Raw genomic sequence first — 18996 nt, forward strand, 5'->3', positions numbered from 1 at the left:
TTTTTTGTGACGCCCCTTTCGTCGCAAACGCAGCACAAGGATTTGACGTTTCGCTGGCAGTGGAGTCTCCACCACGCTTACGGACTTTCAATAAAAATTTTCAGGGGATGTTTTCTATGTCTACGCCATCTGCGCGTACCGGCGGTTCACTTGACGCCATGTTTAAAATTTCTGCTCGCGGCAGTACCGTGCGCCAGGAAGTTGTTGCCGGTCTGACCACGTTTCTGGCGATGGTGTACTCCGTCATCGTGGTGCCGGGCATGCTCGGCAAAGCCGGCTTCCCGCCCGCTGCGGTCTTCGTTGCCACCTGTCTGGTAGCGGGCGTTGGCTCCATCGTGATGGGGCTGTGGGCGAACCTGCCGCTGGCGATCGGCTGCGCCATCTCCCTGACCGCGTTTACCGCTTTCAGCCTGGTGCTGGGCCAGCAGATCAGCGTCCCCGTAGCGCTCGGCGCGGTGTTCCTGATGGGCGTGCTGTTCACCGTGATTTCTGCCACCGGCATCCGCAGCTGGATTTTGCGCAACCTGCCGCAGGGTGTGGCGCATGGCACCGGTATCGGTATTGGCCTGTTCCTGCTGCTGATTGCCGCCAACGGCGTGGGTCTGGTCATCAAGAATCCGCTGGACGGCCTGCCGGTTGCGCTGGGTAACTTTGCGAGCTTCCCGGTGATCATGTCGCTGGTGGGGCTGGCGGTGATTATCGGCCTGGAAAAACTGAAGGTGCCGGGCGGCATTCTGCTGACCATTATCGGCGTGTCCATCGTCGGGCTGATCTTCGACCCGACCGTTCACTTTTCCGGTATTTTCGCCATGCCGTCGCTGAGCGACGACAACGGCAACTCCCTGATCGGCAGCCTGGATATCGTGGGCGCGCTGAACCCGGTGATCCTGCCAAGCGTGCTGGCGCTGGTGATGACGGCGGTGTTTGACGCCACCGGCACCATCCGCGCGGTGGCGGGGCAGGCTAACCTGCTGGATAAAGACGGCCAGATTATCGACGGCGGCAAAGCGCTGACCACCGACTCCCTGAGCAGCGTCTTCTCTGGTCTGGTGGGGGCGGCGCCTGCTGCGGTGTACATCGAATCCGCAGCGGGTACGGCGGCAGGCGGTAAAACCGGCCTGACGGCCATCACCGTTGGTGTGCTGTTCCTGCTGATCCTGTTCCTCTCTCCGCTCTCCTACCTGGTGCCTGCGTATGCGACCGCGCCAGCGCTGATGTACGTCGGTCTGCTGATGCTGAGCAACGTGGCGAAAATCGACTTCGCGGATTTTGTCGACGCCATGTCCGGCCTGATCACCGCAGTATTCATCGTGCTGACCTGTAACATCGTGACCGGCATCATGATCGGCTTCGCCTCGCTGGTGATTGGCCGCCTGGTCTCCGGTGAGTGGCGCAAGCTGAACATCGGCACCGTGGTGATCGCCGTTGCGCTGGTCGCGTTCTACGCGGGCGGCTGGGCAATCTAAATTATCCATTGATGCGAAAACGGGTGGCTCAGGCCGCCCGTTTTTATTTTCAGGACTCATCCCGTTGCCTTTTGCGTTACTCTGGAGAGGATAGAATAAGAGGCACGACGCCTCAGGTTTGGCTTAAAAAGAAACACAGCAAACAGGGAACGCATGGAAATTTTCTTCACAATACTCATCATGACCCTTGTGGTCTCATTATCCGGGGTGGTTACACGCGTACTGCCCTTCCAGGTCCCCCTGCCTTTAATGCAAATAGCCATCGGCGCGCTGCTGGCGTGGCCGACGTTCGGTCTGCACGTGGAGTTCGATCCGGAACTGTTCCTCGTGCTGTTTATCCCGCCGCTGCTGTTTGCCGATGGGTGGAAAACGCCGACGCGCGAATTTCTTGAGCACGGGCGAGAGATCTTCGGTCTGGCGCTGGCGCTGGTGGTCGTTACCGTGGTCGGGATAGGTTTCCTGATCTACTGGGCTGTACCGGGTATCCCGTTAATTCCCGCCTTTGCGCTGGCCGCCGTGCTGTCGCCGACCGACGCCGTGGCGCTGTCCGGCATCGTAGGCGAAGGGCGCATTCCAAAGAAAATCATGGGCATTTTGCAGGGTGAAGCGTTGATGAACGACGCTTCCGGCCTGGTGGCCCTAAAGTTTGCCGTGGCGGTAGCCATGGGCACCATGGTCTTTACCATTGGTGGCGCCACCCTGGAATTCTTCAAGGTGGCGATTGGTGGGATCCTCGCAGGCTTTGTGGTGAGCTGGCTGTACGGTCGTTCGCTGCGCTTCCTCAGCCGCTGGGGCGGCGATGAACCGGCGACGCAAATTGTTCTGCTGTTCCTGCTGCCGTTTGCCTCTTATCTGATTGCCGAACATATCGGCGTGTCGGGTATTTTGGCAGCGGTAGCCGCGGGGATGACCATCACCCGCTCCGGCGTGATGCGCCGCGCGCCGCTGGCGATGCGCCTGCGTGCAAACAGTACCTGGGCGATGCTGGAATTTGTCTTTAACGGCATGGTCTTCCTGCTGTTGGGTCTACAGTTGCCGGGCATTATGGAATCTTCGCTGATCGCGGCAGAAGCCGATCCGAACGTTGAAGTCTGGATGCTGTTTACCGATATCGTGCTCATCTACCTTGCGCTGATGCTGGTGCGTTTCGGCTGGCTGTGGACGATGAAAAAATTCAGCGTCCGCTTCCTGACGAAAAAGCCGATGGAGTTTGGCTCCTGGACCACGCGCGAGCTGCTGATTGCCTCTTTCGCCGGCGTGCGCGGGGCGATCACTCTTGCCGGTGTGCTCTCCATTCCGTTGCTCCTGCCAACGGGCGACGTCTTCCCGGCGCGTTACGAACTGGTGTTCCTGGCGGCGGGCGTGATCCTCTTCTCGCTGTTCGTCGGCGTGATTATGCTGCCGATTCTGCTGCAACACATTGATGCGGGTGACTCTTCGCAGCAGCATAAAGAAGAGCGGATTGCCCGCGCGGCGACGGCGGAAGTCGCGATTGTCGCCATTGAGAAGATGGAGGAGCGTCTGGCAGCCGATGCCGAAGAGAACATTGATAACCAGCTGCTGAAGGAAGTCAGTTCACGCGTGATTGGTAATTTGCGCCGTCGTGCTGACGGACGTAACGACGTGGAAAGTTCGTTGCAGGAAGAAAACCTCGAGCGTCGTTTCCGCCTGGCGGCGCTGCGCTCCGAGCGTGCCGAGCTGTATCACCTGCGCGCGACGCGTCAGATCAGCAACGAGACGCTGCAAAAGCTGCTGCACGATCTGGATCTGCTGGAAGCGCTGTTGATAGAGAATCAGTAGCGCGTTGTTGCCCGGTGGCGCTGCGCTTACCGGGCCTACATTTGAACCGTAGGCCGGGTAAGGCGAAGCCGCCACCCGGCACTATTCAGACCGCACCCAAAACCCCTCACAACATTGCAGCCACGCCTGTGCGCTGTGCGACAGATACACCCCTTCACGCCAGATCATCCCTAACTGCCAGTGCAGGTCGCTCTCCAGCGGGATCCAGCGCAGCGTGTTTTTATCCAGCCGTTCGCAAATCGGCTGCGGCAGAATGGCAATCCCCACGCCCGCCTGGACCATTGCCGCGAGGAAATCCCACTGGCCGCTGCGCACCGCAATGCGGGGCTTCACGTTATGGTGATTAAACAGCGCCATCAGCTGGCGGCTTAAGGCGAAATCTTCGTTGTAAATCAACAGCGGGTGCTCGCCGAGCCGCTCGGGGTTCACCGACTCAACCTTCAGCCAGTCGCCGGAGCGAGGCACCAGCACGCACAGCGGATGGCTGAACAGCGGCAGCGTTGCCAGCCCGCTCTCTTCCTCCACGGGAAGGGCCGTCATGGCCACGTCCAGCTCGCCGTTGATTACCGCCTGCTGCACGGTCAGGCCGCCAAACTCAGAAATTTTAAGCTCAACGCCGGGGTAGCGCTGGCGGAAGAGGCTTATCGGCCCGGCCATCATCATGCCGACCATCGGCGGAATGCCGAGCCGCAGCAGCCCTTTTGTCAGGTGATTGATGTCGCCAAGCTCGGCCTCCAGCTGGCGGAACTCTGCCAGGATCGCCAGCCCGCGCTCGAACACCACGCGCCCGGTATCGGTCAGCAGCAGCTTGCGTCCGTCACGAATAAGCAGGGTACAGTTCAGCTCGTCCTCGAGGTTTTTCAGCATCTTGCTGATGGTCGGCTGGGTAACGAACAACTTCTCCGCTGCGCGGGTAAAACTTTGCTGGCGAACCACCTCGACAAAATAGCGCAGCGTTCTTATGTCCATGATTATTCCTCGAAACTATACCTTCGATGATTTTAATTCATTTCAGTCGATGACGTACGCTCACTATACTGGCGCCTCGTCTCAATTCTGAGGAAAAAACCCATGGCCGTGGCGTTAAGCCGTGTTACGCCTGCCGTTGTGCAACGACTCCAGGTCCCGGTTCAGGTACTGCTCTACGCGGGACTGTTTGTTTTTGCGGAATATCTTGTCGACTGGCTGCACCTGCCTTTACCCGCTAACCTGGTGGGGATGGTGCTGATGCTGGCGCTGATCCTCTGCCGCGCGTTGCCCCTCAGCTGGGTGCGCGCCGGCGCGCGCTGGCTGCTGGCGGAGATGCTGCTGTTTTTCGTTCCGGCCGTGGTCGCCGTGGTGAACTATGCGCAGCTGCTGATGGTCGACGGCTGGCGCATCTTCGCGGTTATTGCCCTGAGCACGCTGATGGTGCTGGGGGCCACCGCCTGGGTGGTGGATAAAGTGTACCGGTTCGAAATCAGCAGGCAAAAGCATGACTAACTTTCAGATAAGCGTACTGTGCCTGATCGTGACGGTCGCCATCTACTTTGCCAACAAGCGCCTGTATCGCCGCTTTCGCACGCTGCCGCTGATGCCGCTGGTCTTCACGCCCATCCTGCTGGTGCTGATGCTGGTCTTCGGCCATATCTCCTGGCAGAACTACATTGGTGAATCCCACTGGCTGCTGTGGCTGCTCGGCCCGGCGACTATCGCCTTTGCGGTGCCGGTGTATGACAACCTGGCGATTATCAAACGCCACTGGATGTCGCTCAGCGCGGGCGTCGTCACCGCGACGGTGGTGGCGGTCTGTAGCTCCGTCTGGCTGGCGCGGCTGTTTACCCTCTCCGATGAAATTCAGCGCAGCCTGGCCGTGCGCTCGGTGACCACGCCGTTTGCGCTGGCGGCCGCCAAACCGCTCGGCGGACAGCCGGACCTGGTGGCGCTGTTTGTGGTCGTCACCGGCGTATTCGGCATGGCGGTGGGCGATATGCTGTTTCTGCGGCTGTCCATTCGGGAAGGGATGGCGAAAGGGGCGGGCTTTGGCGCGGCGTCGCACGGTGCGGGGACGGCGCGTTCGTATGAACTCGGTCAGCAGGAGGGCGTGGTGGCAAGCCTGGTGATGATGCTGTCGGGCGTGACGATGGTGTTAATCGCGCCGCTGGTGGCGTGGGTGATGTTTTAAGCTCCCCGGCCAGCATGACCGGGGAGAAAGGCTTAGTGCGCGCGGCCCTGCTCAACGCCCAGGCCGGTCTGCGAGCGGATAAACTGGGCGCGGAATTTCTCACGCTCCAGGTTACCCTCCGGCGAGTTGTCGGTGGCCGAGAAGAACCAGATCCCGATAAACGCCACGGCAATGGAGAACAGCGCCGGGTATTCATACGGGAAGATAGCGCTTTCGTGACCGAGGATCTGCACCCAAATCGTCGGGCCGAGGATCATCAGAACCACTGCCGTCAGCAGCCCCAGCCAGCCGCCAATCATCGCTCCACGGGTGGTCAGTTTTGACCAGTACATGGAGAGCAGAATGATCGGGAAGTTACAGCTCGCCGCAATCGAGAAGGCCAGCCCTACCATGAAGGCGATGTTCTGCTTCTCGAAGAGAATGCCCAGCAGAATGGCGACCACGCCCAGTACCAGCACGGTGATTTTGGAAACCTTCAGCTCGTCGCGCTCGCTCGCGCCTTTACGGAAGACGTTGGCGTAGAGGTCGTGCGATACCGCAGACGCGCCCGCCAGCGTCAGCCCGGCGACCACCGCAAGGATGGTGGCGAAGGCCACGGCGGAGATAAAGCCGAGGAACAGGTTACCGCCCACCGCGTCGGCCAGGTGCACCGCCGCCATGTTGTTACCGCCAATCAGCGCGCCCGCCGCGTCTTTAAACGCCGGGTTCGCCCCCACCAGCATGATCGCGCCGAAGCCGATAATGAAGGTCAGAATGTAGAAGTAGCCCATGAAACCGGTGGCGTAGAACACGCTCTTGCGCGCTTCACGCGCGTCTGACACGGTGAAGAAACGCATCAGAATGTGCGGCAGCCCCGCAGTACCAAACATCAGGCCGAGACCGAGCGAAAGCGCGGATATCGGATCTTTCACCAGCCCGCCCGGGCTCATGATCGCTTCTCCTTTCGGGTGTACCGACATCGCTTCGGTAAACAGGTTATTGAAGCTGAAGCCGACGTGTTTCATCACCATGAAGGCCATAAAGCTGGCGCCGAACAGCAGCAGCACGGCTTTGATGATCTGCACCCAGGTGGTGGCCAGCATGCCGCCGAACAGAACGTACATCACCATCAGCACGCCCACCAGCACCACCGCGACGTGGTAGTTCAGGCCGAACAGCAGCTCGATCAGCTTGCCTGCGCCCACCATCTGGGCAATCAGGTACAGCGCCACGACCACCAGCGAACCGCAGGCGGACAGCATGCGGATAGGGCCTTGCTTCAGACGGTAGGAGGCCACGTCGGCAAAGGTGTAGCGACCAAGGTTACGCAGGCGCTCGGCAATCAGGAACAGAATGATCGGCCAGCCGACGAGGAAGCCGAGGGAGTAGATCAAGCCGTCGTAGCCGGAGGTGTAAACCAGCGCGGAGATCCCGAGGAACGAGGCGGCAGACATAAAGTCACCCGCAATCGCCAGCCCGTTCTGGAAGCCGGTTATGTTGCCGCCCGCGGTGTAGTAATCGTTACGGGAGCGCACGCGTTTCGATGCCCAGTACGTAATGTACAGCGTCAGCACCACGAAAATCAGGAACATGACGATAGCCTGCCAGTTGGTGGGCTGGCGCTGAACCTCGCCGGTAAGGGCATCCGCCGCCTGGGCAGCAAAGGGAAGTGTGGCGGCAAGCGCCGTCAGGACTCGCTTCATGATGCTTTTACCTCTTGCAGTACTGCTTTATTAAGACGATCGAATTCACCGTTCGCACGCCAGACGTACACACCCGTCAGCACAAACGAAATAACGATAACGCCAATGCCAATGGGGATACCGCGCGTAACGCTGGTTCCGGCGTGCAGCGGCGTCCCGAGCCACTGCGGTGCAAAGGCGATCAGCAGAATAAAGCCGACGTAGATAATCAGCATGATGATGGAAAGGATGAAGGCAAACCGTTGCCGTTTTTCGACGAGCTCCCTGTAGTGCGCACTATTCTCTATCTGCTGACAAATATCGTTATTCATCACAGAAATCTCCAGAGGTAAGGTTGGTTTGTTTTAGTTCCCTCTCCCCTATGGGGAGAGGGTGAGGGGAGAGGGAGAAAAAATTATGATGGCATTGCGATGGCCTGCTTCTCTTCGAGCAGTTTGTCCACCACGCCAGGATCGGCAAGCGTTGAGGTATCGCCGAGGTTGCTGGTATCGCCAGCCGCGATTTTGCGCAGGATACGGCGCATAATCTTGCCGGAACGGGTTTTCGGCAGCGAGTCTGTCCAGTGCAGTACGTCCGGCGTGGCAAGCGGGCCGATCTCTTTACGGACCCAGTTGCGCACCTCGGTATACAGCTCCGGCGACGGTTCTTCACCGTGGTTCAGCGTGACGTAGGCGTAAATCGCCTGGCCCTTGATGTTGTGCGGAATGCCGACTACCGCCGCTTCGGCAATCTTCGGATGCGACACCAGCGCGGACTCAATCTCTGCCGTACCCAGACGGTGGCCGGAAACGTTCAGCACGTCGTCCACGCGTCCGGTGATCCAGTAATAACCGTCTTCATCCCGGCGCGCACCGTCGCCGCTGAAGTACATGTTTTTGAAGGTCGAGAAGTAGGTCTGCTCGAAGCGCTCATGGTCGCCGAACAGGGTGCGTGCCTGGCCTGGCCAGGAATCGACGATCACCAGGTTGCCTTCGGTGGCGCCTTCCTGCGGATTGCCTTCGTTGTCCACCAGCGCAGGCTGCACGCCGAAGAATGGGCGGGTGGCGGAACCGGCTTTCAGCTGCGTGGCGCCCGGCATTGGCGTGATCATGAAGCCGCCGGTTTCGGTCTGCCACCAGGTGTCCATCACAGGGCACTTCTCGTTGCCGATTTTCTTCCAGTACCACTCCCAGGCTTCCGGGTTGATCGGCTCGCCTACGGAGCCGAGGATGCGCAGGGAAGATCGGTCAGTTCCCTCGATGGCTTTATCCCCTTCCGCCATCAGCGCACGGATTGCCGTTGGCGCGGTGTAGAGAATGTTAACCTGATGCTTATCAACCACCTGACACATGCGCGCCGGGGTCGGCCAGTTCGGTACGCCTTCAAACATCAGCGTCGTTGCGCCGCAGGCCAGCGGGCCGTACAGCAGGTAGCTATGACCGGTGACCCAGCCCACGTCAGCGGTGCACCAGTAGATGTCGCCCGGATGGTAGTCGAAAACGTATTTAAAGGTCGTCGCGGCGTACACCAGATAGCCGCCGGTGGTGTGCAGTACGCCCTTCGGCTTACCGGTGGAGCCGGAGGTATAAAGGATAAACAGCGGATCTTCCGCGTTCATCTCTTCCGGCTGATGCTGGTCACTCGCGTTTTCAATCAGATCGCTCCACCACAGGTCGCGCCCCTCGTGCCAGTCGATGTTGCCGCCCGTACGTTTGAAGACAATGACGTTATTGATGGACTTCACGTTCGGGTTTTTCAGCGCTTCATCGACGTTTTTCTTTAGCGGGATACCGCGACCGGCGCGCACGCCCTCGTCAGCGGTGATCACCAGCTTCGAATTCGAGTCAATAATGCGCCCGGCAACCGCTTCCGGCGAGAAGCCGCCGAAGATCACGGAGTGGATCGCACCGATGCGCGCGCAGGCCAGCATAGCCACCGCGGCTTCCGGCACCATGGGCATATAGATAGCCACCACGTCGCCTTTTTTAATGCCCTGGGCCAGCAGCACGTTGGCGAAGCGGCAGACGTCGCGGTGCAGTTCTTTATAGGAGATGTGTTTGCTCTGAGAGGCGTCGTCGCCTTCCCAGATAATGGCCGTTTCGTTGCCGCGTTCGGCAAGATGGCGGTCCAGGCAGTTCGCCGCCAGGTTCAGCGTGCCGTCTTCATACCATTTAATGGAGACGTTACCCGGCGCGAAAGAGGTATTCTTTACCTTCTGATAAGGTTTGATCCAGTCGAGGATTTGGCCCTGCTCGCCCCAGAACGCGTCAGGGCTGGAAATAGACTGCTGATATTTCTCCTGGTACTGCTCCGGGCTTATCAGGCAACGGTCCGCAATGTTTGCGGGAATGTCGTGTTTGTGTATTTGGCTCATGGCTTTTTTTCTCCTTGTAAGATGTTAATAATATGTCGCAAAAACGTTAATAGTAGGGGCTTTACAAGCTTTGTTTAGTATTTGGGCGACAGATCACGCATTGTCTGAAGCGTATGAAAATTGAGCGAATGAAACTTTGAAGGGAAATAATTCATCTGAAGAATTATTCACTTTTTTGCAGTGAAAATATTTTGTATAACAAACGGTTATTTATGCGAATTGCTATAAATTACCGCCAGTGACCCTTTTTGCAGTGAAATGCCTTGTTCTTTAAGGCTTGCGCAGCATGCCGTGCAAATGATACTCATACGGCGCGTTAAAAAATCCCATAAACCAACGCAACACAATTCATACCCTTTCAGTATGTCTCCATATTCATGCAGTTTTGCTGGTGCGGAGATTTCATTGAGGAAGTCAGTTTCTATGAAAAATTTGAAAGTCAGCCTGGCCTGGCAGATCCTGCTGGCCCTTGTGCTGGGCATCTTGCTGGGCAGTTACCTCCATTATCATAGCGACAGCCGCGAGTGGCTGATTGCGAACCTTCTCTCCCCTGCGGGCGATATCTTTATTCATCTGATCAAGATGATTGTGGTGCCCATTGTGATCTCGACGCTGGTGGTCGGAATTGCCGGAGTAGGTGATGCGAAGCAGTTAGGCCGCATCGGTGCAAAAACCATTATCTATTTCGAAGTGATCACCACGGTTGCCATCATTCTTGGCATCACCCTGGCGAACGTATTCCAGCCAGGTTCCGGGATCGATATGTCGCAGCTGGCGACGGTGGATATTTCGAAATATCAAAGCACGACCGCTGACGTGCAGAGCCACGCTCACGGCCTGATGGGCACGATCCTGTCGCTGGTGCCGACCAACATTATCGCGTCGATGGCGAAAGGCGAGATGCTGCCAATCATCTTCTTCTCGGTCCTCTTTGGTCTGGGGCTCTCCTCCCTGCCGGCAACGCACCGTGAGCCGCTGGTGACCGTGTTCCGCTCTATCTCCGAAACCATGTTCAAAGTCACCCACATGGTCATGCGCTATGCGCCGGTTGGGGTCTTTGCGCTGATCGCCGTGACCGTGGCGAACTTCGGTTTTGCCTCCCTGTGGCCGCTGGCGAAGCTGGTGCTCCTGGTGCACTTCGCCATTCTGTTCTTCGCGCTGGTGGTGCTGGGGATTGTGGCGCGCCTGTGCGGGCTGAGTATCTGGATCCTGATCCGCATCCTGAAGGATGAGCTGATTCTGGCGTATTCCACCGCAAGCTCCGAGAGCGTGCTGCCGCGCATTATCGAGAAGATGGAGGCGTACGGTGCGCCAGCGTCGATAACGAGCTTCGTGGTGCCGACCGGCTACTCCTTTAACCTGGATGGCTCGACGCTGTACCAGAGTATTGCGGCGATCTTTATCGCGCAGCTGTACGGCATTGACCTGTCGCTGTGGCAGGAGATCGTACTGGTTCTGACGCTGATGGTGACCTCAAAGGGCATCGCAGGCGTGCCGGGCGTCTCCTTCGTGGTGCTGCTGGCGACGCTGGGCAGCGTGGGTATTCCGCTGGAAGGCCTGGCGTTCATCGCCGGTGTAGACCGTATCCTCGACATGGCGCGTACCGCGCTGAACGTGGTAGGTAACGCGCTGGCGGTGCTGGTTATCTCCAAGTGGGAACACAAATTCGACCGTAAAAAAGCGCTGGCGTATGAACGCGAGGTGCTGGGTCGTTTTGATAAGACGGCTGACCAGTAACATCCTAAGCCCGGTGGCGCTGCGCTTACCGGGCCTACGGGTTTTGTAGGCCGGGTAAGGCGAAGCCGCCACCCGGCACGTTATTCTCCGCTCAACGCATCAAACTCCTCACACCCCGTATCAAACCCTTCGGTACAGCTCAGGTTTAGCCAGTAGAGCGCTTTCTGCTTATTCGGCGTGATAAACCCTTTCTCCCCCTGCTGGAACAGCATTCCTGCCCAGTACTCCGCATAGCCGGTACGTGACAGTGACGAGCTGCGTTTAAACCACGACGCGGCCTGCGCGTCATCCTGAGGGACGTCAACACCGTTGGCATAAATCAGCCCCAGCAGCAGCTGCGCGTCCACCGCCGCGTCGCTATCGATATCTTTAGTCGCCGATTGCAGGAGCTTGATGGCCTGGGGATAGTCGGTTTTACCCGCCTGCGTGTTCACCAGAATGCGCGCCAGCATAATTGTGCCGCGCTTGCTGCCTGCGATGGTGGCCTGCTGCGCCAGCGTTTTGGACTGAGCATAATCCCCCTGCGTAAAGAGGATCTGCGAGAGTAACCCCATGGCGTCGACATCACCGCCTTTCGCGGCTTTCTCGGCCCATAGCGCTGCCTGCATTTTGTCACCGGAGCTGAAGTATGTATCGGCGAGATAATACTGCGCGCGCGCATTGCCCGCTTCAGCCTGCTTTTTATACTGGCCGCCAATCTCATCGGCATGGGCAAATGCGGTTAAAAAGAACAACATCAGAAAAAGGGTTTTCATGGATTCTTATCATCTGGGTACACGCCGCGCAGTATAATCGCGGCGACAGAAGAAAAAAACGGGTGCGTTAAGACCTCAGCATCCCACAAGCCGGGCGGAACACGCGTTCCGCCCGAAGAGGTTAGCCCGCGGTGCAGGCTAATTTTGCCGCCACCTCCTGATGTTCACTCTTTATTGAAAACTCACAGAACTTATCGCGAGTAATAAAGGTAAAGATCACTATCGTCAGGCAAATAATAAAGACGATGCCTAACGCAGTTTTTAATGGCGTCATGCCTTTTACTCCTTGCTTACAAAAGAATAAGAGGCTACTCTCAACCTGTTGGTTGTTGAGGGGTAGCCTCGGGTAAATAAAAATTTCCCGGGGCTTTCCACTTTCTGTCCCTCAACAATGCTCAAGACAGAAAGTCTTAAGCACCCGCCGCATATCTTATCCCTCTGAATTAAAATGCAAAGATGTAATTTATTTCCGCGCAAATTACATTTTTCTGCGAGACGCCTTCAGAAATATATATAGATGTAATTAATATTGATGCCAGAAATAATAATGGGGTGAATATCTCACCCCATTTAGTCAGCGATTATTTAACAGTATTAACCCATTGCGCTTTCACGCAGTCGGGCCTTCAGCTTGTTATATTCGTCGATTACATACTGTTCCGCCGCGTGCTGATCCGCAATCGGCTCCACGTTGACGGCGCAGTATTTATACTCCGGCGTTTTGGTTATCGGACTGAGGTTCTCCGTCACCAGTTCGTTACAGGCGCCAATCCACCACTGGTAGGTCATGTAGACCGCCCCTTTGTTCGGACGGTCGCTGACCTGCGCGCGGGTAATGACGCGACCTTTGCGCGAATTCACCCACACCAGCGCTTCATCTTCAATACCGAGCCGTTCGGCGTCGGCGGTGTTGATCTGCGCGTAGCCCGGCTCGTCCGCCAGCGCCGCCAGCGCGGCACAGTTGCCGGTCATTGAACGGCAGGAGTAGTGGCCCACTTCGCGCACGGTGGAGAGCACCATTGGAAACTCGTCAGTGAGTTTATCGATCGGCGCGACCCAGTCGCAGGTGAAGAACTGCGCCAGCCCGTTCGGGGTATCGAATTTCTCCTTAAAGAGATAAGACGTCCCCTGGTCGGCCTCCGATTCGTCCCGGCACGGCCACTGGATATACCCCAGCTCGCCCATTTTTTCATAGGTTGCCCCGTAAAAATCCGGGCAGAGATGACGCAGCTCGTCCCAGATCTCCTGGGTGTTGTTGTAGTGCATCGGGTAGCCCATGCGGGTGGCGATTTCGCTGATGATCTGCCAGTCGGTTTTCAAATCCCACTTCGGCTCGACCGCCTTAAAGAAGCGCTGGAAGCCGCGGTCCGCCGCCGTGTAGACGCCTTCATGCTCGCCCCAGGAGGTCGACGGGAGAATCACATCCGCCGCCGCCGCGGTTTTGGTCATGAAGATATCCTGGACAATCACCAGCTCCAGATCCTCAAAGCCTTTGCGCACTGCGGACAGCTCGGCATCGGTCTGGAGCGGATCTTCACCCATGATGTAGGCCGCCCGCACTTCGCCGTGCGCCGCGCGGTGCGGCAGCTCGCTGATGCGGTATCCGGTGTGTTCCGGCAGGCTCTCCACGCCCCAGGCCTTCGCAAACTTCTCGCGGTTTTCCGGGTACTTCACGTACTGATAGCCTGGATACGTGTCCGGCAGCGCGCCCATGTCGCACGCGCCCTGCACGTTATTCTGACCGCGCACCGGGTTCACGCCGACATGCGCTTTACCCAGATTTCCGGTCAGCATCGCGAGGCTGGTCAGGGAACGCACGGTTTCCACGCCCTGATAGAACTGGGTGACGCCCATGCCCCACAGTATGGCGGCGGTTTTGGCCCCGGCGTACATGCGTGCGGCCTGGCGGATCGCCTGCGCGCTCACGCCGGTTATCGACTCTACCGACTCCGGCGTGTAGCCTTCGACAATTTTCCGGTACTCTTCAAACCCTTCCGTACGCGTGGCGACAAACGCCTGGTCATACAGGTTTTCCTCAATAATGACGTGCCCCATCGCGTTCAACAGCGCGATGTTCGAGCCGTTTTTCAGTGCGATGTGCATATCCGCAATGCGCGCGGTTTCGATTTTGCGCGGATCGCAGACGATGATTTTCGCCCCGTTCTGTTTGGCGCGAATCACGTGGTTCGCGACGATAGGGTGAGAATCCGCCGGGTTATAACCGAAGATAAACACCAGATCGGTGTTATCTATCTCATTGATGGCATTGCTCATTGCGCCATTACCGACCGACTGGTGCAGACCTGCAACCGATGGGCCGTGTCAGACGCGAGCGCAGCAGTCGACGTTATTGGTACCAATAACGGCGCGCGCGAATTTTTGCATCACATAGTTGGTTTCATTCCCCGTCCCGCGTGAGGAGCCGGTGGTCTGAATCGCATCCGGGCCATACTTGGCCTTGATGGCGCTGAGGCGCGTGGCGACATAATCCAGCGCTTCATTCCAGGAGACGGCTTCCAGCTTGCCACCGCGCTCGCGGCGGATCATGGGGGTTTTCAGGCGCGGCGTGAGGATTTGGGTATCGTTAATAAAATCCCAGCCGTAATACCCTTTCAGGCACAGCGTGCCCTGATTGGTTTTACCCTGCGCCGCTTCCGCCCGGACGATTTTGCCGTTATCGACCACCAGGTGGATCTTGCAACCTGAGGCACAATAAGGACAAACCGTGACGACCTTTTTCATCACTTTGCTCCCGTTAAACAGTTCTTACCTGCCCTTTATGCAGCATCTATGCCATGTTTTTAATAGGGGTATTTCCTGACGTTACGGCCGTTTGCGGAGCAAAACCCTGACGAAAAACAGCCAATCGTCAAAATTGACGTGTCGAAAGGGCAGGGATGTGACGTGGATTGAATTTCCGTCACGTCAAAAAGATGTCGGCAAGCCTGAGCGGCGCGGCGCAGGTGAGGGCAATTTGAGATTCCTCCGCTACTCCCGCCAATAGCCAGTTATTACCTTAAGGCCAGTTCACCTGCGAGTCTGGCCTTATGAAACGTTACTCTACCGCCCTGTTATTTGGCTTGCTGACTTTAACCAGCCAGCTGGCACATGCTGATGTGATTGATGATGCCATTGGCAATATTCAGCAGGCGATCAACGACGCCTATAACCCCGGCAGCAGCCGTAATGACGATGACGACGATCGTTACGATCGCAGCCGTCAAACCGACAGTCGGCAGTACGACGATCGTCGCCGGCAGTTAGAGGATCGACGCCAGCGTTTAGACGAGCGTCAGCGCCAGCTGGATGACGACAGGCGTCGGTTAGAAGAGGATGAGCGTCGGCTAGAGGATGATTACGATCGAGGCTAAAGCCTGGTGGCGCTTCGCTTACGCAGGCCTACAAAACCTGGAGCGTAGGCCGGGTAAGGCGCAGCCGCCACCCGGCAGAACTCAGTCGAGAACCAAAACCATCCCGTCATATCCCGCTTCAATGCCGTCCGGCAGCGGGTTATCCATCATCCACGCGTCAAACTGATGGCTGATATGCGTCAGGATCACCTGCGGACAGCCAATCACCTCGTTCAGGGCCATCACCGTATTTAAATCACAGTGGTTGCGCGGCGTCTCCGGACGTGGTTCATGGCTACAGTCGATGATTATCGCCTGCGGCTGGTTGTTAAGCAGAAACGTCACCGTTTTATCCGGCAGTCCGGCGGTATCAGACAGCCACGCCACGCGGCTGTGGGCGGACTCCAGCAGATAGCCAAACGTGAGTTTAGAATGGTTGAGCGGCAGCGGCGTCACCCGCAGGCCCTGTAGCTCAAACATCACGAACGGCTCAACCGTGTGGCTGAAATCCAGGATGCCCGGATGTTTGAACAGATCGTCACAGCCTGCCTCGTCTGGCGGACCGTAGACGGGAATGGTGGCGCCTACGCCCCAGCGCAGGGGGAAAAGCCCCTGAACGTGATCCATATGATAATGGGTAAGCAAAAACTGCTGGAAGCTGCCCGCAGGCCAGTCGTCCATCAGGTGCGGAATACCCGCGTCCAGCAAGGTGACCGCATCGTTGAATTTGACCGCCGCGCTACAGGGGCGACGGCGATAATTATCCTGCAAGCGCGCCCTTCGGCACGCGGCACAGTCGCAGCCAAACACCGGCACCAGCTGTGCGCTTCCGGTTCCCGTTAACGTGATGGTCAGACTCATAACGCACCTCTACAGCGGTTTGGTGAAGCGGAAATGGCTTTGCGTATACCCTTCACGAACATAAAAACGGTGCGTATCCACGCGTTTTACGCTGGTGGAAAGTTCGGTCAGCTCGGCACCGGCCTGCCTCGCGATGTCCTCTGCCCAGGCCAGGAGCTGGCTGCCCACTTTCAGTCCGCGCGCCTGCGGCATCACCACCAGCTCCTGGATCTCGCCGATCCAGCGGGCATGGTGCAGGTGAAACTGCATGTGCAGGCCGATCATGCCGATGACCTGCCCGTCCAGCTCGGCAAGCTGGTAGCGCATATTGTGATCCTGAAGGTTGGCCAGGAATCCGGCGTGAAACGCCTGGTGATCGAACTCTGCCTGCTTCAGTTCACAGATCAGGGCGTAAACAATTTGCGCATCGTCGGCGGTGGCGGGGCGAAGCTGGCAGTCAGGCATGCTGTCTCTCCTTCTGGCGAATAAGCGATAAAAAGGTCTCGACTGACTGTAGTAAACTTCCGTCGTTATTGAGGACGTGACAGCCCGATGGGGTGTAGCGCGCCGCACGTTCCAGCCGCTGGTCGATCTCACGCGCATTTTCGCGCCCCCGGCTTTGCAGGCGGCTGCGCAGAATATCCGGAGAAACCTGCAAACAGACCGGCAGCAGCGCCGCTTCGTACCGGGCTATGGCCTGCGGCAGATGCGCGCGTGAACCGTTGACCAGCACGTCGAAGCCCGCGTGCAGCCAGAGGTCGATCTCGATGCCGACGCCGTAATAAAAGCCGTTCGCGTGCCAGCTCAGCGCCAGCAGATTTTGCCCGGCGCGGGTAAAAAACTCCTGCTCGCTCAGGGCGATATGGTTTTCACTCCCGGCGTTCGCCGCGCGGGTAATGTAGCGGTGCGCCACCAGCAGCTGTGAATGTTCTCGCTGCCGTAACGCCGACAGCAGGCTGTCCTTCCCGGAGCCGGACGGGCCCATTAACCAGATGAGTCTTCCCATCAGAACACCCTTTTTCCCTGACGCCAGACGTGGTCGATATGAATGTGCTCGCCCTTACGGTGCGCCAGCACCAGGTCTGCCCGTTTGCCTTCGGCAATCTCACCGCGATCGTGAAGGTTGAGCGCGCTGGCCGGGTTTTTCGTCACCAGACGGATCGCCTGCGGCAGCGTAAAGCGGTTATCTTCATCGTCCGCGACGCGGAAGGCCGCGTCCAGCAGGCTGGCGGGGTAATAGTCAGATGAGAGGATATCCAGCAGGCCGAGCGAGGCCAGCGAGCTTGCCGCCACGTTGCCGGAGTGCGAGCCGCCGCGCACGATGTTCGGCGCACCCATCAGCACGTTCATACCGTGCTTGCGGGAGGCTTCAGCCGCCTCGAACGTGGTGGGGAATTCGGCGATCACGCTGCCAAGCTGGTGGGATTCCCGTACGTGATCGTGCGTGGCGTCGTCATGGCTGGCAAGCGCGATGTTGCGGTCGCGGCACATCGCGGCAATGGAGAGGCGGTTCGGCTGCGACCACCGGGCTGCCAGCGCCAGCTGCTCTTCTTCATAGCGCGCCATCTCCGCATCGCTGAGAGAATACTTGCCCTGATAGTATTCGCGATATTTTTCTATGTTGGCGAACTGGCGCTGCCCCGGGGAGTGATCCATCAGCGAAACCAGCGACACCGGCTCGCGCCCGACCAGCTTTTCAAACAGCGGTAGCGTGGTGTGGTGTGGTAGCTCGCAGCGCAGGTGCAGGCGGTGCTCGGCGCGGTTGAGGCCGCGCTTTTGCGTCTCTTCCACGGCGTTGATCATCTTTTCCAGATTTTCCAGACGATCGCCGCCGTCGCGCACGTCGCCGATCGCCACCGCGTCCAGCACCGTGGTGATACCGCTGGCGACCATCAGCGCATCGTGGCTGCTCATCGCCGAATGGGCGGGCCAGTCCACCTTCGGGCGGGGAGTGAAGAATTTGTCCAGATTATCGGTATGCAGCTCAATCAGCCCCGGCAGCAGCCAGCCGCCTTCGCCGTCCATCGCCTCCGGGGAGCGGCTCTGGGTTTCGGCAAACGCGCGGATGACGCCGTCCCGGATCTCAACCGAGCCGTTCACGACCTCATTTTCCAGCACCAGCCTGACGTTATTGATAATCATACGTTTGTCCCCATTGGGTGCAGCCTGTCCGCCACGCGATTGCGGACGGCGTCGTCGTGGAAGATCCCGACGATCGCCGCGCCGCGCGCTTTGGCCTGTTCGATCAGATCCATCACCGCTGCGCTGTTTTTAGCGTCGAGCGAGGCGGTGGGTTCATCCAGCAGTAAAATCGGATAGTCGACAATAAAGCCGCGCGCGATGTTCACGCGCTGCTGTTCGCCACCGGAAAAGGTCGACGGGGCGAGGTGCCACAGACGCTCCGGTACGTTGAGGCGCGTCAGCAGGCTGGCGGCTTTAGCGGCACAGGTTTCGCGCGGGACGCCAATATCCAGCAGGGGCTGCATCACCACGTCCAGGGCGGAGATCCGCGGGATCACCCGCAGGAACTGGCTGACCCAGCCGATCGTTGTACGGCGCACTTCCAGTACTTTGCGCGCAGGGGCCTGGACCAGATCGATCCATTCATTGTTATGGTAAATATGGATATGGCCTTCGTCCGGCAAATAGTTGGCGTACAGGGAACGCAGCAGAGTGGATTTCCCGCTGCCGGAATGGCCATGCAGCACCACGCATTCGCCGCCGCTGACCTCTAACGAGGCATTTTGCAGTACCGGCAGGCGGACGCCGTTTTGCTGGTGGAGCACAAAGGTCTTACTGACATTTTCAACGTGGATCATTTTGGCCTCGCGATTCGTTTTGCCGGATGG

Annotated in this window: 18 protein-coding genes; 6 read left to right on the forward strand and 12 right to left on the reverse strand. The window is 58.2% G+C overall.

Annotated elements, in window-relative coordinates; all coding sequences use genetic code 11:
• Positions 1 to 116: 116 nt before the first annotated feature.
• Both ghxP and DBR02_RS12255 read left to right on the forward strand, forming a co-directional pair.
• Positions 117 to 1466: a guanine/hypoxanthine transporter GhxP gene (gene ghxP / locus DBR02_RS12250; protein WP_063449848.1), complete on the forward strand. Its 1350-nt coding sequence runs from the start codon at positions 117 to 119 to the stop codon at positions 1464 to 1466.
• Positions 1467 to 1619: 153 nt separating this feature from the next.
• Positions 1620 to 3266 carry a Na+/H+ antiporter gene (locus DBR02_RS12255; protein WP_063449847.1) on the forward strand — a complete coding sequence of 549 codons (1647 nt, stop codon included), beginning with the start codon at positions 1620 to 1622 and terminating at the stop codon, positions 3264 to 3266.
• Positions 3267 to 3347: 81 nt separating this feature from the next.
• On the opposite strand, the gene DBR02_RS12260 is transcribed toward DBR02_RS12255, so the two are convergent.
• A complete protein-coding gene (locus DBR02_RS12260) occupies positions 3348 to 4235 on the reverse strand; it encodes a LysR family transcriptional regulator (RefSeq protein WP_063449846.1) in 888 nt (295 codons plus the stop codon).
• A 102-nt stretch (positions 4236 to 4337) separates the two neighbouring features.
• Here DBR02_RS12260 and DBR02_RS12265 point away from each other — a divergent pair, with 102 nt between their 5' ends.
• A complete protein-coding gene (locus DBR02_RS12265; protein WP_063865496.1) occupies positions 4338 to 4748 on the forward strand; it encodes a CidA/LrgA family protein in 411 nt (136 codons plus the stop codon).
• The gene (locus DBR02_RS12270; protein ID WP_102751355.1) at positions 4741 to 5430 is read left to right on the forward strand and encodes an LrgB family protein; all 690 of its coding nucleotides are present in this window, start codon (positions 4741 to 4743) and stop codon (positions 5428 to 5430) included. Before DBR02_RS12265 ends, DBR02_RS12270 begins: the two co-directional genes overlap by 8 nt.
• Positions 5431 to 5462: 32 nt before the next feature.
• Here DBR02_RS12270 and actP read toward each other — a convergent pair whose 3' ends face one another.
• The 3 genes from actP to acs form a co-directional block, all read right to left on the reverse strand.
• Positions 5463 to 7112 (reverse strand): cation/acetate symporter ActP, encoded by a 1650-nt coding sequence (actP, locus tag DBR02_RS12275; RefSeq protein ID WP_107534475.1) that lies wholly within the window; start codon positions 7110 to 7112, stop codon positions 5463 to 5465.
• The gene (locus tag DBR02_RS12280) at positions 7109 to 7423 is read right to left on the reverse strand and encodes a DUF485 domain-containing protein (protein ID WP_063449842.1); all 315 of its coding nucleotides are present in this window, start codon (positions 7421 to 7423) and stop codon (positions 7109 to 7111) included. The genes actP and DBR02_RS12280 overlap by 4 nt, the downstream gene beginning before the upstream one ends.
• A gap of 83 nt (positions 7424 to 7506) precedes the next feature.
• A complete protein-coding gene (acs, locus tag DBR02_RS12285) occupies positions 7507 to 9465 on the reverse strand; it encodes an acetate--CoA ligase (protein WP_107534476.1) in 1959 nt (652 codons plus the stop codon).
• Between the two features lie 423 nt (positions 9466 to 9888).
• Here acs and gltP point away from each other — a divergent pair, with 423 nt between their 5' ends.
• Positions 9889 to 11202, forward strand: a complete 1314-nt coding sequence (gene gltP / locus DBR02_RS12290; protein ID WP_102751353.1) for a glutamate/aspartate:proton symporter GltP — start codon at positions 9889 to 9891, stop codon at positions 11200 to 11202.
• A gap of 80 nt (positions 11203 to 11282) precedes the next feature.
• Here gltP and DBR02_RS12295 read toward each other — a convergent pair whose 3' ends face one another.
• From DBR02_RS12295 to fdhF, 3 genes are all read right to left on the reverse strand, one after another.
• Positions 11283 to 11957, reverse strand: a complete 675-nt coding sequence (locus DBR02_RS12295; RefSeq protein WP_107534477.1) for a tetratricopeptide repeat protein — start codon at positions 11955 to 11957, stop codon at positions 11283 to 11285.
• A gap of 121 nt (positions 11958 to 12078) precedes the next feature.
• Positions 12079 to 12231 (reverse strand): Hok/Gef family protein, encoded by a 153-nt coding sequence (locus DBR02_RS12300; RefSeq protein WP_107534478.1) that lies wholly within the window; start codon positions 12229 to 12231, stop codon positions 12079 to 12081.
• 320 nt (positions 12232 to 12551) lie between these two features.
• Positions 12552 to 14699 carry a formate dehydrogenase subunit alpha gene (fdhF, locus tag DBR02_RS12305; RefSeq protein ID WP_107534479.1) on the reverse strand — a complete coding sequence of 716 codons (2148 nt, stop codon included), beginning with the start codon at positions 14697 to 14699 and terminating at the stop codon, positions 12552 to 12554.
• A gap of 305 nt (positions 14700 to 15004) precedes the next feature.
• Here fdhF and yjdP point away from each other — a divergent pair, with 305 nt between their 5' ends.
• Positions 15005 to 15328, forward strand: a complete 324-nt coding sequence (gene yjdP, locus DBR02_RS12310; RefSeq protein WP_058652447.1) for a DDRRRQL repeat protein YjdP — start codon at positions 15005 to 15007, stop codon at positions 15326 to 15328.
• An 81-nt stretch (positions 15329 to 15409) separates the two neighbouring features.
• Here the strand turns inward: yjdP and phnP are convergent, their stop codons facing one another.
• From phnP to phnL, 5 genes are read right to left on the reverse strand one after another with little or no spacing between them, the layout of a single operon-like run.
• Positions 15410 to 16168: a phosphonate metabolism protein PhnP gene (phnP, locus tag DBR02_RS12315; RefSeq protein WP_063865488.1), complete on the reverse strand. Its 759-nt coding sequence runs from the start codon at positions 16166 to 16168 to the stop codon at positions 15410 to 15412.
• A gap of 9 nt (positions 16169 to 16177) precedes the next feature.
• Complete coding sequence (gene phnO, locus DBR02_RS12320; RefSeq protein WP_107534480.1) at positions 16178 to 16612, reverse strand: aminoalkylphosphonate N-acetyltransferase; 435 nt, start codon at positions 16610 to 16612, stop codon at positions 16178 to 16180.
• Positions 16605 to 17156, reverse strand: a complete 552-nt coding sequence (gene phnN, locus DBR02_RS12325) for a ribose 1,5-bisphosphokinase (RefSeq protein ID WP_107534481.1) — start codon at positions 17154 to 17156, stop codon at positions 16605 to 16607. Before phnN ends, phnO begins: the two co-directional genes overlap by 8 nt.
• The gene (gene phnM, locus DBR02_RS12330; RefSeq protein ID WP_107534482.1) at positions 17153 to 18289 is read right to left on the reverse strand and encodes an alpha-D-ribose 1-methylphosphonate 5-triphosphate diphosphatase; all 1137 of its coding nucleotides are present in this window, start codon (positions 18287 to 18289) and stop codon (positions 17153 to 17155) included. Before phnM ends, phnN begins: the two co-directional genes overlap by 4 nt.
• Positions 18286 to 18966, reverse strand: coding sequence for a phosphonate C-P lyase system protein PhnL (phnL, locus tag DBR02_RS12335; protein ID WP_107534483.1), 681 nt, complete (start codon positions 18964 to 18966; stop codon positions 18286 to 18288). The genes phnM and phnL overlap by 4 nt, the downstream gene beginning before the upstream one ends.
• Between the last annotated feature and the right edge of the window lie 30 nt (positions 18967 to 18996).

Origin of the sequence: Enterobacter cloacae complex sp. (assembly GCF_900322725.1) — a bacterium.
Taxonomy (GTDB): domain Bacteria; phylum Pseudomonadota; class Gammaproteobacteria; order Enterobacterales; family Enterobacteriaceae; genus Enterobacter; species Enterobacter quasihormaechei.

Coding starts and splice junctions, on each gene's coding strand:
- ghxP (WP_063449848.1), top strand. CDS start 117: ATGTCTACGCCATCTGCGCGTACCGGCGGTTCACTTGACGCCATGTTT.
- DBR02_RS12255 (WP_063449847.1), top strand. CDS start 1,620: ATGGAAATTTTCTTCACAATACTCATCATGACCCTTGTGGTCTCATTA.
- DBR02_RS12260 (WP_063449846.1), bottom strand. CDS start 4,235: ATGGACATAAGAACGCTGCGCTATTTTGTCGAGGTGGTTCGCCAGCAA.
- DBR02_RS12265 (WP_063865496.1), top strand. CDS start 4,338: ATGGCCGTGGCGTTAAGCCGTGTTACGCCTGCCGTTGTGCAACGACTC.
- DBR02_RS12270 (WP_102751355.1), top strand. CDS start 4,741: ATGACTAACTTTCAGATAAGCGTACTGTGCCTGATCGTGACGGTCGCC.
- actP (WP_107534475.1), bottom strand. CDS start 7,112: ATGAAGCGAGTCCTGACGGCGCTTGCCGCCACACTTCCCTTTGCTGCC.
- DBR02_RS12280 (WP_063449842.1), bottom strand. CDS start 7,423: ATGAATAACGATATTTGTCAGCAGATAGAGAATAGTGCGCACTACAGG.
- acs (WP_107534476.1), bottom strand. CDS start 9,465: ATGAGCCAAATACACAAACACGACATTCCCGCAAACATTGCGGACCGT.
- gltP (WP_102751353.1), top strand. CDS start 9,889: ATGAAAAATTTGAAAGTCAGCCTGGCCTGGCAGATCCTGCTGGCCCTT.
- DBR02_RS12295 (WP_107534477.1), bottom strand. CDS start 11,957: ATGAAAACCCTTTTTCTGATGTTGTTCTTTTTAACCGCATTTGCCCAT.
- DBR02_RS12300 (WP_107534478.1), bottom strand. CDS start 12,231: ATGACGCCATTAAAAACTGCGTTAGGCATCGTCTTTATTATTTGCCTG.
- yjdP (WP_058652447.1), top strand. CDS start 15,005: ATGAAACGTTACTCTACCGCCCTGTTATTTGGCTTGCTGACTTTAACC.
- phnP (WP_063865488.1), bottom strand. CDS start 16,168: ATGAGTCTGACCATCACGTTAACGGGAACCGGAAGCGCACAGCTGGTG.
- phnO (WP_107534480.1), bottom strand. CDS start 16,612: ATGCCTGACTGCCAGCTTCGCCCCGCCACCGCCGACGATGCGCAAATT.
- phnM (WP_107534482.1), bottom strand. CDS start 18,289: ATGATTATCAATAACGTCAGGCTGGTGCTGGAAAATGAGGTCGTGAAC.
- phnL (WP_107534483.1), bottom strand. CDS start 18,966: ATGATCCACGTTGAAAATGTCAGTAAGACCTTTGTGCTCCACCAGCAA.